At 71.7% G+C, this 15,745-nt stretch carries 10 protein-coding genes, 1 tRNA gene and 1 pseudogene; 4 read left to right on the top strand and 8 right to left on the bottom strand.

The features are described 5' to 3' along the window. Window positions 1-60: 60 nt before the first annotated feature. Together AB0L71_RS25325 and AB0L71_RS25320 are read left to right on the top strand one after the other, a co-directional pair. Window positions 61-234 (top strand): annotated as a pseudogene (locus AB0L71_RS25325) (DUF2804 family protein); the annotation flags it as partial. A gap of 59 nt (window positions 235-293) precedes the next feature. Continuing rightward, window positions 294-974, top strand: coding sequence for a phosphotransferase (locus AB0L71_RS25320; protein ID WP_365247066.1), 681 nt, complete (start codon window positions 294-296; stop codon window positions 972-974). Window positions 975-1,009: 35 nt separating this feature from the next. On the opposite strand, the gene AB0L71_RS25315 is transcribed toward AB0L71_RS25320, so the two are convergent. Genes AB0L71_RS25315 through AB0L71_RS25305 form a run of 3 tightly spaced genes read right to left on the bottom strand, consistent with a single transcriptional unit; the run spans window position 1,010 to window position 6,838 of the window. After that, window positions 1,010-3,943 (bottom strand): tetratricopeptide repeat protein, encoded by a 2,934-nt coding sequence (locus AB0L71_RS25315; RefSeq protein ID WP_365247064.1) that lies wholly within the window; start codon window positions 3,941-3,943, stop codon window positions 1,010-1,012. A gap of 2 nt (window positions 3,944-3,945) precedes the next feature. Beyond that, a complete protein-coding gene (locus AB0L71_RS25310; protein WP_365247062.1) occupies window positions 3,946-5,793 on the bottom strand; it encodes an HSP90 family protein in 1,848 nt (615 codons plus the stop codon). Between the two features lie 58 nt (window positions 5,794-5,851). Beyond that, window positions 5,852-6,838 carry a hypothetical protein gene (locus AB0L71_RS25305; protein ID WP_365247060.1) on the bottom strand — a complete coding sequence of 329 codons (987 nt, stop codon included), beginning with the start codon at window positions 6,836-6,838 and terminating at the stop codon, window positions 5,852-5,854. Window positions 6,839-7,149: 311 nt separating this feature from the next. On the opposite strand from AB0L71_RS25305, the gene AB0L71_RS25300 reads away from it, so the two are divergent. Beyond that, window positions 7,150-7,698 carry a PaaI family thioesterase gene (locus AB0L71_RS25300; protein WP_365247058.1) on the top strand — a complete coding sequence of 183 codons (549 nt, stop codon included), beginning with the start codon at window positions 7,150-7,152 and terminating at the stop codon, window positions 7,696-7,698. Then, window positions 7,695-8,078, top strand: a complete 384-nt coding sequence (locus AB0L71_RS25295; RefSeq protein WP_365247056.1) for a hotdog domain-containing protein — start codon at window positions 7,695-7,697, stop codon at window positions 8,076-8,078. The genes AB0L71_RS25300 and AB0L71_RS25295 overlap by 4 nt, the downstream gene beginning before the upstream one ends. A gap of 56 nt (window positions 8,079-8,134) precedes the next feature. Here the strand turns inward: AB0L71_RS25295 and AB0L71_RS25290 are convergent, their stop codons facing one another. The 5 genes from AB0L71_RS25290 to tmk form a co-directional block, all read right to left on the bottom strand. Further along, window positions 8,135-8,701, bottom strand: a complete 567-nt coding sequence (locus AB0L71_RS25290; RefSeq protein WP_365247054.1) for a Uma2 family endonuclease — start codon at window positions 8,699-8,701, stop codon at window positions 8,135-8,137. A gap of 325 nt (window positions 8,702-9,026) precedes the next feature. After that, window positions 9,027-9,100, bottom strand: a tRNA-Thr gene (locus tag AB0L71_RS25285). 119 nt (window positions 9,101-9,219) lie between these two features. Next, on the bottom strand, window positions 9,220-10,752 hold the full coding sequence (locus AB0L71_RS25280; protein WP_365247052.1) for an alpha/beta hydrolase: 1,533 nt from the start codon (window positions 10,750-10,752) through the stop codon (window positions 9,220-9,222). 166 nt (window positions 10,753-10,918) lie between these two features. Then, a complete protein-coding gene (locus AB0L71_RS25275; protein WP_365247050.1) occupies window positions 10,919-12,124 on the bottom strand; it encodes a DNA polymerase III subunit delta' in 1,206 nt (401 codons plus the stop codon). A 275-nt stretch (window positions 12,125-12,399) separates the two neighbouring features. Then, the gene (tmk, locus tag AB0L71_RS25270) at window positions 12,400-15,546 is read right to left on the bottom strand and encodes a dTMP kinase (RefSeq protein ID WP_365247048.1); all 3,147 of its coding nucleotides are present in this window, start codon (window positions 15,544-15,546) and stop codon (window positions 12,400-12,402) included. Window positions 15,547-15,745: the final 199 nt, after the last annotated feature.

Raw genomic sequence — 15,745 nt, 5'->3', positions numbered from 1 at the left:
TGGATCAGGCCGGGCTCGCGCGCCCCGGCGTGACCCGCGCGAAAGGCTTGGGCTCCCCTCATAGGCACGCACGAACGCGAGATCACCTTCATCCCCTTCCACAACCGTTCCACCCGCACCGACGCCGGTCTGATCACCAACCGCACCGACCAGTGCTTCGGCCACTGCACCGGTCGCATCCGGGACGACGAAGGGCGCGAGATCCTGGTGGACCGGCTGCTCGGCTGGGCCGAGGACGTCCCTATGCGCAGGCGACTTCCCGAACAACCGTTCATACCCCATAGGTTCGCCCCATGCGAAAACGTGAGCTACTGGGTTCCGGACGATCGGCCGACGTCTACGTACTCGACGAGACATGGGTGTTGCGCCGCTACCGCGACGGCATGGACGCCACCCATGAGTGGGCGGTCATGTCCTATCTCAGCGCCCACGGCTATCCGGTCCCCCGGCTCGGCCCCCGCACCGCCGACACCGCCCCCGCCGAACTGGTGCTGCAACGTCTGACCGGCCCGACGATGCTGCAGTCCATGCTGTCCGGCGACCTCTCCGCGGCCGAGGGAAGCGCCATGCTGGCCGGACTCCTCGCCGAGCTGCACACCGTGCCCGCCCGGCTCTCCCCGGACCCCGAGGACCGCGTCCTCCACCTCGACCTGCACCCGGACAACGTGATGCTGACGGACCGGGGTCCGGTGGTGATCGACTGGAGCAACACCAGGGAGGGCGCCCCGGCCATGGACCGGGCCATGTCGTCCCTGATCCTCGCCCAGATCGCCGTCGATGCCCGCTCCCCACTGACTGCGGAGGCCCGCGCCCTTCTGGAGGCACTGCTGCCGCATTTCGCCGCCGCCGGCGGCATCCCCGCGCACCACCTCGCCGAAGCCGCCTCGCACCGCGCGGCCAACCCGACGATGAGCCCGCACGAGGTGGAGCTCATCGCCGAAGCGACGGCGCTGATCGTCGAGTTGACGCGCTGAGGGCCGCGGACTGCGGCGCCGCTCACCGCCGCGCGTCACTCCTGGTCGCGCAGCCGGGCCGCCAAGGAGGTCAGCGGCTCGGTCTCCTCGGTGTGGCCCAGGGCCGTCAGGCGGGAGACCGCCGCGTCGAGGCGGGCGAGGGCGGGGACGGGGCGTTCCAGATACATGCCCTCCACGGCACCCGCGAGACGGACGCACTCGGCCCATTCGCCGATGCGGTCATCCTCCGGTCCGGGCTCACCGAGCAGGGCGAGGGCCTTCTCCAGGGCGACCAGGGCGTCCTCGTACTCACCGGCGTAGGCGTTGACCCGCCCGTATTCATAGGCCAGGGCGCTGTCCAGGGAGCGGCCGTGGGCCTGGTACTCGGCGGCGCGGGCCTCGTCGGCGATCCGCCCGGCGGTGGCGAGGTGGGCGAGGGCGTCGGCCAGACCGTCGGGGCCCTGCTGCTGGGCCTGAAGGCGGGCGAGTTCGCGCAGCCCGTTGCTGAGCTGCTCATAGCGCGGGGCCCGGGCATGGGCGGCGAGCGCCTGGTCCACGGCCTCGCGGGCCCGGTCGAACTCGCCTGATTCGCCGAGGAGTACGGCAGTTTCCGCCGCGATCATGGCGTGGCTCCCCGGGTCGTCGTCCCAGCCGGCCGACTCGGCCGCGAGGGCGGCGAACTCCGCCGCGGCGGCCTTGGTGTCCTCCCCCGCGTGCAGCGCGCGGGCGCGGGTCAGGCGCAGCTGGGCGACGAGCCGGTCGTCCAGCTCTCCGGCGGCGACGTCCGGTTCGGCCAGGAGGGAGTCGAGCAGTGCGATGCAGTCCTCGACCCGGCCCAGGTCGAGGCAGAGCTGAGCCGCGTTGCTGTAGGCGCAGAACGCGTCCGTCCGGCTGCCGCGGCGCTGGTTGAGCTCCGCCGCGCGCGTCAGGTGCCGCAGAGCCTCGTCAGGGCGGCCCAGGTGCATACAGGCCTCGGCCAGATCACCGTGCAGGCGGGCGGTGTCGACCACGTCGCCCGGCCATTCGGCGGCCAGCCGCAGGCCCTCGGTCAGGTCCGCGTGTGCGGCCTGCGCGTCCTGGAGGCCGAGCTGGAGCCGGCCACGCAGTCCGAGCGTGCGGGGCAGGTGCCAGGCGGGGCCCTGCGTCTTCAGACGGTCGAGGAGGCCGTCGATCTCGGTGACCGCGGCGGCCGGATCGCCGGAGAGGGCGTAGGTGGTGGCCCGCAGCAGCAGGGCGCCGGAAATCTGCCCGACGACATCGTGTCGGGTGGCGAACGCGTGCAGCAGGTCCACCTCGGCAAGGACCGGCGCGACGTGCTCCTCGCTCCCCGAGTTCTGCAGGCGCATGCCGAGCGCGGTCGCCCGCAGCCGCAGCAGGCGGGCCTCATGGCGGGCGGCGAGGCCGGGCGTCTCCTCGTGCAGGCGGACCACGGACGCGTGGACGTCGGTCAACGCGGCGACCTTCGCCTCGGCTTCGTCGGCGCCCTCCGCGGGATGCTCGGCGGCGGCGAGCAGGGCGCAGGCGCGGGCGACCGCCGCGTCACCGGGCACCCCGGCGTCTTCGTACAGTCCTGCGGCCTCCTCGTGAAGAGCGGCAGCGCCGGCGAAATCGTCCTTCTCGCCCGCCCGGCTCGCCTCCTCGTCCAGCAGGTCCGCGCGCAGCTGGACGAGCGGGCCCAGTTCCGGGTCGTCGGGGTGGGTGTAGTCACGGGCGGCGACGAGCATGCGCAGCCGCGCCCAGCAGACCTGTGCGCCCGGGTGCCCCACCTCGTCCCACGCCCGTGCCTGGAGGATGAGTTCGGGCAGCGAATCCGGGACGGCGGCGGGCACAGCGGGGGCGGGGGCGGTCACCGGGACGACCGGGGCCACGTCGTCGAGGGTGCGGGTGCGCAGGCTCAGTTCCAGCCCGTCCAGGAGCGGGGCACGGTCGAGGCGGTCCCTGCGGCGGTCGGTGTGGGCCGTGGTGCCGTTGCGGGCGTCGAAGCGGGCGACGAGGTCGTCGGCGCGGCCCCGCACCTCGGTGCGCAGGCCGGCCACCGTCCAGGTGCGTCCCGCGAATCCGGCGGCGGGCAGTTCACCGTGGCCGAGGGACTCGACACGCTGGAGGAGGACCTCGACGCCGGTGAGGAAGTCGGACAGGTCCAGCGGCGAGTCCACCTCGTCGAACAGGTTCCGGTTCTCCGCGAGCAGTTCCAGACCTCGCGCCTCGTTGCCGGTCAGCGCGCAGAACTCCAGATGCCGGCCGACCTCTGAGGACATCGAGGGGTTGCGGCGGCAACTCCGGTAACCGGCGAGGTGAAGTTCGCGGGCCTGTTCGACGCGACCGGTGCGCAGCAGGGGCAACAGCGCATGGGAGACGGAGCGGGCCGGTTCCTCCTGGCAGGACTCCTGGCCGGCCAGGACGGGCTCCCAGGCACCGAGCGCCCGCTCGTCGTCGCCCGCCGCGAGGCGGTACAGGGCGAGTTCGCAGATCTCGCAGGCCTCGCAGTCGCTCAACGGGGTCCGGGAGCGGCCTGCCCACAGCTCGTAGGCGAGGGTGGCGCCCTCGCCGGTGTGCGCGGCGAGCTGGTACGCCTGCCCGTAGTAGGGCTGGAGGCCCAGACCGGCCTTCTCGTACCGGTCGCGCATCTCCTTCAGCCACTGGCGCAGGCTGGCGAGCGGTATCTCGGGCAGCGCGCGCAGCGCGTTGGACACCCACTTGAACCGCCAGAACAGCAGGTGCCGCCGGCGCTCGTCGAAGACGTCGGGCTGCTCGTCGAAAAGGGTGAGCAGGCGGGCGAAGACAACGGGAGACTTCCGGGGTTCGGAGCCGTAGGTGTACGCCTCCTGGAGTTCCAGGAGCGCGTCGACGAGGGGAGCGGACTCGGCGAACTGCTCGGCGGCTTCCGCGAGTTCCTCGGCCGTGACGGTGCGGGTACGACCGTAGGGGTGCCGGGCGTTCTCCTGGAGTGCCTGGTACAGCTCGTCGGTGGTCTGGGGTGCGGTCGGCATCGTCAGCTGTCCTTGCGGAGGGCGTGGGCGAGAAGGTCGAGGAAGGAGCGGTTGATGAGGCTCGACTCGGCGGGCCTGAGCGGGCGCCGGGACAGCAGCGCGGCCTGCCCGTAGAGGGCTTCGGCGCTGGTGCGGGCCAGCTCGGGCTCGCCGATGGCGACGGCGGCACGGACCAGCGGGTTGAGCTGGTTGAGGATCAGTTGGGCCCGCGGGGCCTCCTGGCGCAGAGCCCCGAGGATGTCGCCCCACAGGCCACCCTCCTGCTCACGGGCGAGCTGGGAGCGCGTGCGCTCGTGCCGGGCCTCGCGGCTGTCGACGAGGAGGGCGGGGGCGGAGGCGGGCTGGAAGGTGCGCAGCGCGACGTCGCAGTCGAAGACGGCGAGGGCGTCGCGGGCCAGGGCCAGATAGGCCACCGCGGCCAGTTCCGTCTCACGGTCGACGGGGTCGAGGTGGGCCGTGAGGGTCGCCGGGTCGAGGTCGGCGACGCCGACCTCGGGCCTGATCTCCGGCAGCCGGTGCACCAGTTCACGGTCGTACGTGTAGCCACCGTTGACGACACCGAGCCCGGCGGCGGAGGCGATCGCCGCGACCTGCCGGAACTCCTCCACACTCGACGTCACCAGCACCGTGCGGTGGGTGCGCGCGAACTCGTCGAGGGTGGTGTGCCCGTCGGTGGTCTCGAACGGCAGCCAGGGCAGCAGCATCCGCAGGATCTCGTCGTCGTGCACCGCGAGCGACTTCACGGCCAGGTGATGGGCCTGGAGGAAACGGGCGAGCAGGTCCGGGTCACTGGCGGCGGCCCGTGAAATCCACGCGCGCAGCCGCTCGGCGAGGGCGTCACGAACGGCGGCGAGCGTGTCGTCCTCGTACAGGGATTCGCGGGACGCCGTCGGTCGCAGGCTCTCGACATCGACGACGCAGCGGACGAAGAAGGCCCATGCGGGCAGGAGCTCCTCGGCCTGCTCGGACAGCAGCATGCCCTTGACGTGCACGCGATGGCCGTGACGCCGCCCGGCCGGCACCGCCTCGGGCAGCACGCACGCAATGCCCTTCAGGCCCACGACCGGCACGTCCAGCTCGATGGCGTCCAGCGGCGTGAACCCGAAGACCTCCTCGCCGTACGCGGCCAGCGCGCGGGAACGGGCACCCGGGGTGGGGTACGTACGTGCCCAGGGTGCGGGCTCGGGATTGATGGACACGCCCGGGCCGCCCGTGCCGTCGTCGAAGGTCACCGGGTGGCGCAGCAGGGAGCCGAAGTGCCGGGCCAGCGCGAGCACCTGCACCGGCCGGGTCCACTCGCCCGTGTCGGCACGCGGCGTCAAGGTGACGGTGGTACCGGGCCGGGGGCGGGCGGATGCGGGCAGGGTGCGGACGGTGTAGCTGCCGTCACCGCGTCCCCGCCACTCCACGGTAGGCGCGTCGGGGGTGCGGGCGGAGCGGCTCAGGACGTGGATCTCGTCCGCGACCAGGAAACAGGAGAGCAGCCCGATGCCGAACTGGCCGATGAAGTCGCCGCGTTGCTCGGCGATCTGTTCGGCACGCTTGCTGCTGCGGCCGATCGTGGCGAGGAAGGTGTGCACATCGGCCTCGGTGAGACCGACGCCGTCGTCCTCGACACGTACCACCGAGCCGTCGGCGTACAGGCGGATACCGAAGGCCCCGGCGGGGACGTCCGGTTCGAGACCGTGCCGGGCGGTCAGCGCGTCCACGGCGTTCTGCAGGAGTTCACGCAGGTAGACGCGAGGGCTGGAGTAGAGGTGGTGGGAGAGGAGGTCGACGAGGCCGCGCAGATCCACCTGGAAGGTGCGATCGGCGCCGGCCGGGGTCGCGGCGGTGTCGGGCAGATTCATCGGGCAGTCCGGAGTAGGAGGGCGGCAGGTGACGGGAGGGGCCGTTGCAGGCGTGCGCTCAAGCGCGGCGGAGACTGCGGGCGAACTGCTTCTCGGGTTCCGCGAAATAGGCCCAGGGCCAGCGGGTGTAGGCGCCGTCCAGCGCCCGGAAGACCCGCCGGCCCGTGTGGCGCTCACCGGCCAGGGACAGGGCCATGGCGAACAGGTTGAAGTCGGCCTGCCATCCCGGGCGTCGCAGATAAGCGGGGTGAAGGATGCTGTGGTCCGCCGCATCCCGCAACTCCGCCTGGATATCGGGAGATGTGAGGCAGTCCTTCCTGTCCGACTCGACCCACTCCTCGATGTGTGCCATGGCGATCAGGCAGCCGAGCCGGTGCCCCTGCGGGGTGCGGGCGAACGCCTCACGGGCGAACGCCAGGGCCTGCCCCGGCTCGCCGCCCCAACGGGGCTGCAACTGGGACAGCCATTCGATGTGGACCTCCAGACTCAGCGGGTCACGGCGCAGGGCGGCATCGCGCCGGGTCTCGGTGATGGTGGGGCCCAGTGACATGCCACGGCCGGAGGTGAGCAGTTGGCGCCACGGAGTGGCCCACTCCGGCCGCAACTCGGCGGCCTCGAACAGCTGCTCCTCGGCCACGCGGAGCCGCTCGTGGAAGACCCGCCACTGCTCCCGCGTGACGTTCACGGCACGCTCGGCGGTGCGCGCCTCCCAACCCCACTTGATATAGCGCGTTCCGGATATCAGCAGAGCCGTCGCCCGGTGCTCCTTGTCCTCCTCGACGGCCCGGCCGATCCAGTCCTGCAATCCCTCCACATCGGCCAGCTCACCCAGCACGTGATGGTCGTGACCGAGGTCGAAGGGGCCCAGCGCCGCCTTGACCGCCTCCCAGTCCCCCGCGCCGGCCGCCTCCACCAGCGCCAGCACCCGCTCGTCCCCGAGCGCACGCAGCGTGTACATCCCGTTCTTCTGCCTGCGCGGAACGGGAAGGGCGTGCGGATCCGCCTCCGGTCTCTCCTCACGCCCGCCGAACAGCCTGCCGAACATGCCGCGCCCTCCCCTGGTCCCGCGTGATCGTCCGGTGCAGCATAGGCGGCCCCAACGACATTGCGTCCACGGGGTATTCACGAATGTTTCACGAGTCCGCTCCGGAGCGGTCCGATCGCCGGTGACAAGGGCACCGAGGCGCTTCCCGAGTTCATCAGGGCATCGGCAATGCGGCCGCCGAGCAGGCGCCGAATGTTCGACCCTTTGCGCAGACGGAGCGTCAACTTGCTTCTATAGAGGCCACGTTGCCGCCCCACAGGGGTACTGCCATGCTGACATCCACATGTCCGATCACCATCCGGAGGAGCGAAGTGTCAGAGGTGCATGCTCCCAGCACGCACACCGCCACGATCGCATGGCGGGACCAGGGGCCGCTTTTCGCCACCCAGGCCGACACAACGGGTCTTTCCTCTCTGCGCGGCATGGTCTCGGGCGATGTCGTCGCGCCGCCGGTCGCGCAAGTCCTCGGTATCGAGGTCGTCAAAGCCGACCCGGGCACGGTGCGGTTCACGATGCCGGTGAAGACCTTCCTCACGAACCACTTCGGCCTGCTCGCCGGTGGCATTCTGTCGACGGTCATGGACTCCGCTCTGGGATGGTCGATCCTCTCCGCGATCCCCGAGGACAAGGACATCGTCACCCTCGACCTGAACGTGGACTTCCTGCGCCCGGTGCACGAGGCCTCCGGCCTGGTCACGGTGGACACCGAGGTGGTGCACCTCGGCCGCAACAGAGGCATGGCGTCCTGCCGGGTGGTGGACGCGAAGGGCCGGCTCTGCGCCGCGGGCAAGAGCAGCTGCCTGATCCGCGACAAGGACACCGCCGACCCGCGGACCGAGGCCGCGGAGGCCGCCCGGTGAACGGCGTCCCCGACCTGAAGGTCGGCGAAGTGCTGCGCGAGCACCGGGCCATCACCGACGAGGACATCGCGGCCTTCGCCGACCTCGTCGGCGACCGGGGTCGACACCATCTGCCCGAGCAGGGCCGGGCGATGGCGCACGGGCTGTTCACCGCGTCCCTCGCCACGAAGATCGGCGGGCAGCTCCACTTCATCGCGCGGCGGATGGGCTTCGAGTTCCTGCGGCCGGTCTGGTCGGGCGACACCATCACCGCCGAAGTGACCGTGCGAGCGCTCAGCGAGGTCCGCTCGGGCACGGGCGTGGAGTTCGACATCGAGATCGTCAACCAGGACGGCGAGACGGTGCTGCGCGGCGACAGCACGGGCGTGATCCGCCACTGACGCGACGCCGACGGGTCCGTACCGCGACCCGGCACCGTCAGCCGCGGTCGCCCTGATCAGATCTGGCCGAGGTCGATCTCCACCGGAAAGGGAGCCGCGGCCTTGACCACGCCGGTGAACATGTCGCCCTCCCGGTAGATCTTCGTCGCAGGATCGAGGACGTACGTGTACACGAGAGGAACGCCTGTCGCTGCCTGCTCGATCCGCCAGTAGAAGCCGATGCCGGCCTTGGCGTACTGGTCGACCTTGACGATCCGGTCAGTGGTCTCCGAACCCGGAGAGACCACCTCCACCACCAGCAGCACATGCTCGGGGCGGGTGGGGGTGACGTCGATCGTGTCCGCGCGATACACGACAACGTCCGGACGGCGATTGGTGAGCGGGACGTCCTGAAGACGGACGTCGAAGTCGGTGTCGGCGTTCCAGTCCGGACCCGCGGCGGCATCCAGACCGTTCGCCAGAATCCTGGCCAGCCGGTTGTGCCGCTTGGACGCGCTCGGGCTCAAGACGACCATCCCGTCCACGATTTCGATCCCGGCGCACTGCTCCTCGGACCAGGAGTCGTACTCCTGCGCCGTGATCTGTTCATGCATCCACGAGGGAGCCACCATCTCGGCAGTCATGACACACCTCCCAGACACTGTCCTACGGGCCGGATCCCGCCGGAATCAGCGTACTGGCTCCGGGCGATTGGGCACTTCACTGCCTTCCCCGATCGCCAGTGTCTGTTGAGCGGCGGATTCGGGATGGTCAGGACTGGTCCGATGCCAGTCGGCAGCCCCTGTGGCCAGGCACGAACCGCAGGCACAGGCCGGAATCGGGCCGTGCGCACCGGTCGGGCCGCAGCACCCGAGCCAGTTGTCCCCGCACCCGCGCGGCCCACTCGCGTCGCATCCGCTGAACGACAGAACCCCAGGTCGGAGTTCTTCCGAACTGGGGTTCCAGTTGAGCCGCCTTCGGGATTCGAACCCGAGACCTACGCATTACGAGTGCGTTGCTCTGGCCAACTGAGCTAAGGCGGCACACTCTGTCGCACCATGGTGCGATCAGCAGCGTCGCCAAGTCTACACAGTTTCCGGGGGTGCTCCGCACCGGCCCGACTCCGGTCCGTTTTCGCAGGTCAAGAGCGGCTTTGAGGGGATCAGGAGCACATCGTGCCGTCGGCCGGAGGCTTGCCGTCCAGGAGATAGGTGTTGATCGCCGTGTCGATGCAGTCGCTGCCCCGGCCGTACGCGGTGTGGCCGTCACCGCGGTAGGTGAGGAGGGTGCCGGAGGAGAGCTGGCCGGACAGGGACTCGGCCCACTTGTACGGGGTGGCCGGGTCGCGGGTGGTGCCGACCACGAGGATCGGGGCGGCTCCCTTGGCCTCGATCCGGTGCGGGGTGCCGGTGGAGCCGACCGGCCAGTGGGCACAGCTCAGGGCGGACCAGACGAAGGTCCTGCCGAAGACCGGGGACGCCTTCTCGAAGCCGGGGATCGCCTGGACTGCCGCATCGGTGTCCGCGAAGGCGGGCGGGGAATCGAGACAGTTCACGGCGGCGTTGGCGAACATCAGGTTCGCGTACGTGCCGTTCGGCTCGCGTTCGTAGTAGCTGTCCGACAGGGAGAGCAGGCCGGAGCCATCGCCCTTCTTGGCGGCCGTGAGAGCGTCGCGGAGCTGGGGCCAGGCCGACTCGTCGTACATGGCGGCGATCACTCCCGTGGTCGCGAGGGACTCGGTGAGTTCGCGGGAGGAACCGGTGGGGATCGGCTTGGCGTCGAGGTCGGCGAAGAGCTTCTTCAGGAGGGTGGCCGCGTCGGCGGTGGAGGTGGTGCCGAGCGGGCAGTCCGTCTTCTTCACGCAGTCGGCGGCGAAGGACTGGAACGCCGTCTCGAAGCCCGCGTTCTGGTCGCGGTTCGCGTCGACGGCGGACAGCGACGGGTCCATCGCCCCGTCCAGGACCAGGCGGCCGACCCGGGCGGGGAACAGCTCGGCGTACGTCGCGCCGAGGTAGGTGCCGTACGACGCCCCGACATAGTGCAGCTTCTCGTCACCGAGCAGGGCGCGCAGCATGTCCATGTCGCGGGCCGTCTCGGCGGTGGAGACATGCGGAAGGATCTCGCCCGAGCGCCGCTCGCAGCCGCTCGCGAAGTCCTGGTAGGCCTTGTTCAGCCGGTCGATCTCCGCCTGGTCGTCGGGGGTCTGGTCGACCTGGGTGAAGGCGTCCATCTGCGGGCCCGTGAGGCATTTCACGGGTTCGCTGCGGGCCACTCCGCGCGGATCGATGGCGACCATGTCGTAACGGGCCCGGACCTGGGCGGGGTAGCCGATGCCGGCGTAACTCTGGAGATAGCCGACGGCCGAACCGCCGGGGCCGCCCGGATTCACCAGGAGGGAGCCGATCCGCTTGCCCGGCCCGGTGGCCTTCGCACGGACCACCGCCAGCTTGATGTCACCGCCGTCCGGCTCCGTGTAGTCCAGGGGTGCCTTCATCGTCGCGCACTGGAACCCTTCGACGCCGCAGTCCCGCCAGGTCAGTTCCTGCGCGTAGTACTGCGTGAGCGCGGCGGGTGCGGACGGGGCCGACGGGGAGGCGTTCGTCGAACCGCCACCGCCACTGCTGCAACCGGACAGGAGAAGGCCGGCAGTGCCGAGTGCGGTGGCGAGGATGCGGAGCGGGCGCCTGGTGTCCATCCCCGGAGCGTAGCCGCCACGCGACGACTCGCCCGCTTCTCCACCCATAGGGGTGAAATGCGGCAATCAGTACGAGGGAACGGCAGTGACGCGGTGACGAGGTGCCGAACCGGGCGAACGGACGGGACGGCGGCGATGGACGACCTCAGCCCGCGTGCAGCCGGCCTCAGCCCGCGCGCAGCGCCATCGTCATCGCCTCCACCGCGAGCAGCGGCGCCACGTTGCGGTCCAGGGCCCGGCGGCAGGCGATCACCGCCTCTATCCGGCGCAGGGTGCGCTCGGGCGTGGAGGAGCGGGCGACGCGGTCGAGGGTGTCCTGCACGTCCGTGTGAGCGAGGGCGATGCTCGAGCCCAGCTGGATGGCCAGGACGTCGCGGTAGAAGCCGGTCAGGTCGGTGAGCGCCAGATCGAGGCTGTCGCGCTGGGTACGGGTCCTGCGGCGCTTCTGTCTGTCCTCGAGCTCCTTGATCACCCCTGCCGTGCCGCGCGGCATCCGTCCCCCTGCGGCGGCGCCGAGGGCGGCCTTCATCTCCTCCGTCTCCTTGGCGTCGACCTCCTCCGAGACCTGCTTGGCGTCTTCGGTGGCGGTGTCGATCAGCTCCTGGGCGGCCTTGAGGCAGCCTCCGATGTCCTCGACCCGCAGGGGGAGCTTGAGCACGGCGGCGCGGCGCGAGCGGGCCCTCTCGTCGGTGGCGAGGCGGCGGGCGCGGTCGATGTGGCCCTGGGTCGCACGGGCGGCGGACGCGGCCCGCTCCGGGTCGATGCCGTCGCGGCGGATCAGGACATCGGTGACCGCGTCGACCGGGGGCGTGCGCAGCGTGAGATGACGGCAGCGGGAACGGATGGTGGGCAGGACGTCTTCGAGGGAAGGGGCGCACAGCAGCCAGACCGTGCGCGGTGCGGGCTCCTCCACGGCCTTCAGCAGGACGTTTCCCGCGCCTTCGGTCAGCCGGTCGGCGTCCTCCAGGACGATGACCTGCCAGCGGCCCACGGCCGGGGAGAGCTGGGCGCGGCGGACCAGCTCGCGGGTCTCCTTCACACCGATGGACAGCAGATCCGTACGGACCACCTCGACATCGGCGTGGGTGCCGATGAGGCTGGTGTGGCAGCCGTCGCAGAAGCCGCATCCCGGTGCGCCGCCCAGGGCCCGATCGGGGCTGGTGCACTGGAGGGCAGCGGCAAAGGCGCGGGCGGCGGTGGAGCGGCCGGAGCCCGGCGGACCGGTGAACAGCCAGGCGTGGGTCATCTTCGACCCCGGAGGCACCGGTTCCCCCGCCGTGTGGGCGGTGACGAGCACATCGGCGTCCCGGGCGGCGGCGGCAAGCTGCTCCTGCACCCGGTCCTGACCGACCAGGTCGTCCCATACGGTCATGGGTCACCGCCCTTTCCGGTGGTGTGCGCCGCGCGGCTCTTGTGCCGTTCGGCCACACGGCTGTGATGGCGCTGGTTGACGATCCGGCTTCCCGGTCCGGCTCCCGTGCCCGGTCCGACTCCATTGTGGAGGACGGGTCCGACAATCCAGGCAGGACGGCGGCCAGCGGTCCGGCAGCGCGGGAGACGGCCGCACGAGAACCGGCCGGACGAGAACCAGCTGTATGAGAACCGGCCGCACGGCTGCCGGGCGATCCGCCCGGCAGCCGTCGCGGATCAGCGGCGCGGGCGGCGTCGGCGACCCGAGGAGCCCGGATCCTCATCGTCGTCGCGGTGCTCGCCCAGCAGTTCGTCCGCCAGGGTCGGCAGGTCGTCCAGCGGGGTCTCCTCGGCCCAGTCGGGCCGAGGGCGGCGCCCCCGGCGCCCCTGCTGTTCCGTACGCCCCTGGCCGCTCTGCGCCGGGGCCGCGCCGTGCGGGTCGGTGATCTGCGGCAGCTCGCGCGTGCGCTCGTTCTCGCTCTCCCGGCCGGAGCCCGCCGGACGCTCGTCACGGAAGATGCCCCTCGGGACCCGGTCCGTCGGATTCTCGTCCCGTACCGGAGGAAGCACCGTCGTCTCGTCGGCGGCCCCCGCCGGGCCGGGACGCCCGGACCGGTCGTCGGGCCGTTCGTGGACCTTCGGGATCATCGCCGTCTCGGCCTCGTCGGAGGTCGGGGCCGGGCGGGCCGGCGAGGGCACCGGCTGGGTCACGTCGTTCGGATTGATGATCGGTGTCGGCACCGTGACCTCGTTGTCCGGCACGGAGGCCGCCGCAGCCGCCTCCGCCCGCGCAGCCTCCGCTGCGGCAGCCGCCTCGGCCTCGGCCCGGCGGCGGGCCTCCTCGGCCCTCAGCAGCGCCTCCTCGGCCTTGCGCTGCTTCTCCAGACGCCGCGCCTCGGCCTCCTTGCGCAGCCGGGCCTCTTCCTCGGCCTGCCTGCGCAGCCGGGCCTGCTCGGCCTCCCGGGCCGCTTCCTCGGCCTCCAGCCTGGCCCGCTCCTCCTCGGCCAGACGCCGGGCCTCCTCGGCGCGCTGCCGGGCCTGCTCGGCCTCGCGTTCGGCCTCGCGTCGGCGTGCCTCCTCCAGCTCCCGGCGCTTGCGCTCCTCCTCCTCGGCCCGGAGCTTGGCGAGCTGCGCCTCGCGCTCGCGCTCCAGCCGCTCCTCCTCCGCCTTGCGGGCGGCCTCTTCCTCGGCCTTGCGCCTGGCCTCCTCCTCGGCGGCCCTGCGCGCCTCCTCCTGGGCCTCGATCTCGGCCTCGGAGAGCGGAAGGAGCTGGTCGAGCCGGTGGCGTACGACCGTGGTGATCGCTTCCGGATCCTGGTCCGCGTCCACCACCAGGTAGCGGGTCGGATCGGCAGCGGCCAGCGTCAGGAAACCGGACCGCACCCGGGCGTGGAACTCCGCGGGCTCGGACTCCAGCCGGTCGGGTGCCTCGGTGAAGCGCTCCCGTGCGGTCCTCGGGTCGACGTCCAGCAGCACCGTCAGATGCGGGACGAGTCCACTCGTCGCCCAGCGCGAGATCCGGGCGATCTCGGTCGGGGACAGATCACGGCCCGCGCCCTGGTAGGCGACGGACGAGTCGATGTAGCGGTCGGAGATGACGATCGCACCGCGCTCCAGCGCCGGCCGGACGACCGAGTCGACGTGCTCGGCGCGGTCGGCGGCGTACAGCAGCGCCTCGGCCCGGTGGGAGAGCCCGGCAGACGACACATCGAGCAGGATCGAACGCAGCCGCTTGCCGACCGGGGTCGCGCCCGGTTCGCGGGTGACGACCACTTCGTGGCCCTTGGCGCGGATCCACTCGGCGAGCGCCTCGACCTGGGTGGACTTGCCGGCACCGTCACCGCCCTCCAGGGCGAGGAAGAACCCGGTCGCGGCGGGAGCGACGGCCGGGTCGCCGCCGCGCAGGGCCTCACGCAGATCACGGCGCAGCGGCACTCCGGAACGGTCGTCCGTCTTCGCGAGGACGACCACGGCGACGGGCAGCAGCAGCGCACCGACCAGCATCAGCGCGAAGGCCGCTCCACCATGGGCGAAGACGAAGTCGCCGGAGCCCAGCCGGTGCCTGCCGATCGCCGCGGCGAGCAGCGGCCCCGCGAGTGCGCCGAGCGCGATGAGGACACGTACGACGGCCTGGAGGTGTTCGGTGGACCTGGAGCGCCGGGGCTCCTCGGTCTCCTGGTCGACCAGGACATGACCGGTATGGGCGGCGACCCCGGCCGCGTACCCGGCGAGCACCGCGATCAGCACCACGGTCGCCGTGTCGGGCACGAGCCCCATGGCGAGGAGTGCAAGGCCCGTGACGGCGATGGCCAGCGCGAACAGCCGGCGCCGCGACAGTGTGGGCAGCACCTTCCCGCCGGTACGGATACCGACGCCGGTGGCTCCGGTCAGGCCGAGGATCAGCAGGGCGAAGGTGGCGGGCCCGCCTCCCAGGTCGGCGGCGTGCAGCACGGCGACGGCGGCGGAGGAGGCCACGGCCCCGGCGACCAGGGCGCAGGCGCCGACGATCAGCGGTACGGATCCGGTGCGGCCCTTGTCGGGTCCGCTCCCGGTCGACGGCCGGCGCAGGCCCTCCAGCGGCGAGCGCGGGCGGGGCGTCTGCGAACCGGGCAGTTCCAGGAAGTACAGGGTGGAGATCGAGGCCGAGAAGAGCCCGGCCGCGACATACGAGCCGAGGGCCGCCTGGTGGAGCGAGAACCACTCCAGGCCCGAGCCCAGCAGGTTGCCGACGAGCGTGGCGATCAGCAGGACGGCGGCGGCGACCGGAATGGCGACGAAGTCGGTGCGCAGGGAGAGCCGGCGCAGGGCGTCGAGGTGGTCGGGCAGCGGGCGCACCGCGGCCCCCTCCGGGGGCGGCGCGGGCAGCAGCGCCGGGGCGGCGCCGTCCTTGGACACCGTCCACAGGCGTTCGGCAGCGCCGATGACGAAGACGGTGATGAGGATCATCATGAGCGCCTTGTCGGGCATCCAGTCGATCCACAGCGGCGCGACGACCAGCAGCGCGAGCCGCAGTCCGTCCGTCCCGATCATCAGCCACCGGCGGTCCAGCGGCCCGCCCGGCCCGGTGAGCGCCGTCAGCGGCCCCAGGAGCACGGCTCCGAAGAGCACGGTGGCAAGGATCCGGGCACCGAACACCGCGGCGACGGCACATGCCGCCCCTCGGTACCCGGCTCCGAATGAGCCCTCCAGGACCGCCGCTTGCAGCGACATCAGCACCAGCACGAGAAGGGCGAGTGCATCGCCGACGCTGCCGACGAGCTGGGCGCTCCACAACCGCTTCAGCGGGGGAACACGCAACAGAGCTCGTACGGCACGCTCGCGTGAGTCTGCGGCAAGTGTGTCGGAGGTGGGGCTCACGACCGTTGGCTGCTCGGCTCGCGTCATCCGCCCAGCCTATCCGGACCGGCGCGGTCCACGGAGGCCCCACCCGAACATATGGACGCCCGGAGAATCCCCAGCCCCTTGGCCACCAGCTGTTTCCCCGTGCCCCGGGCGTCGGTGACCGGTCCGAAGCGGAGTCCCGGTTCCGGGGTGGCGGTGAGGCGGCCCGCCGCAGGCAGCCCGCCCCCGCCGCGTCCCGTGT

The sequence above is a fragment of the Streptomyces sp. NPDC052052 genome (assembly GCF_040680455.1).
Lineage (GTDB): Bacteria > Actinomycetota > Actinomycetes > Streptomycetales > Streptomycetaceae > Streptomyces.
Note: the sequence above shows the minus strand (reverse complement) of the source record. Positions and strands in the feature narration are given on the sequence as shown.

Coding starts and splice junctions, on each gene's coding strand:
- AB0L71_RS25320 (WP_365247066.1), top strand. CDS start 294: ATGCGAAAACGTGAGCTACTGGGTTCCGGACGATCGGCCGACGTCTAC.
- AB0L71_RS25305 (WP_365247060.1), bottom strand. CDS start 6,838: ATGTTCGGCAGGCTGTTCGGCGGGCGTGAGGAGAGACCGGAGGCGGAT.
- AB0L71_RS25280 (WP_365247052.1), bottom strand. CDS start 10,752: ATGGACACCAGGCGCCCGCTCCGCATCCTCGCCACCGCACTCGGCACT.
- AB0L71_RS25275 (WP_365247050.1), bottom strand. CDS start 12,124: ATGACCGTATGGGACGACCTGGTCGGTCAGGACCGGGTGCAGGAGCAG.
- tmk (WP_365247048.1), bottom strand. CDS start 15,546: ATGACGCGAGCCGAGCAGCCAACGGTCGTGAGCCCCACCTCCGACACA.
- AB0L71_RS25315 (WP_365247064.1), bottom strand. CDS start 3,943: ATGCCGACCGCACCCCAGACCACCGACGAGCTGTACCAGGCACTCCAG.
- AB0L71_RS25290 (WP_365247054.1), bottom strand. CDS start 8,701: ATGACTGCCGAGATGGTGGCTCCCTCGTGGATGCATGAACAGATCACG.
- AB0L71_RS25310 (WP_365247062.1), bottom strand. CDS start 5,793: ATGAATCTGCCCGACACCGCCGCGACCCCGGCCGGCGCCGATCGCACC.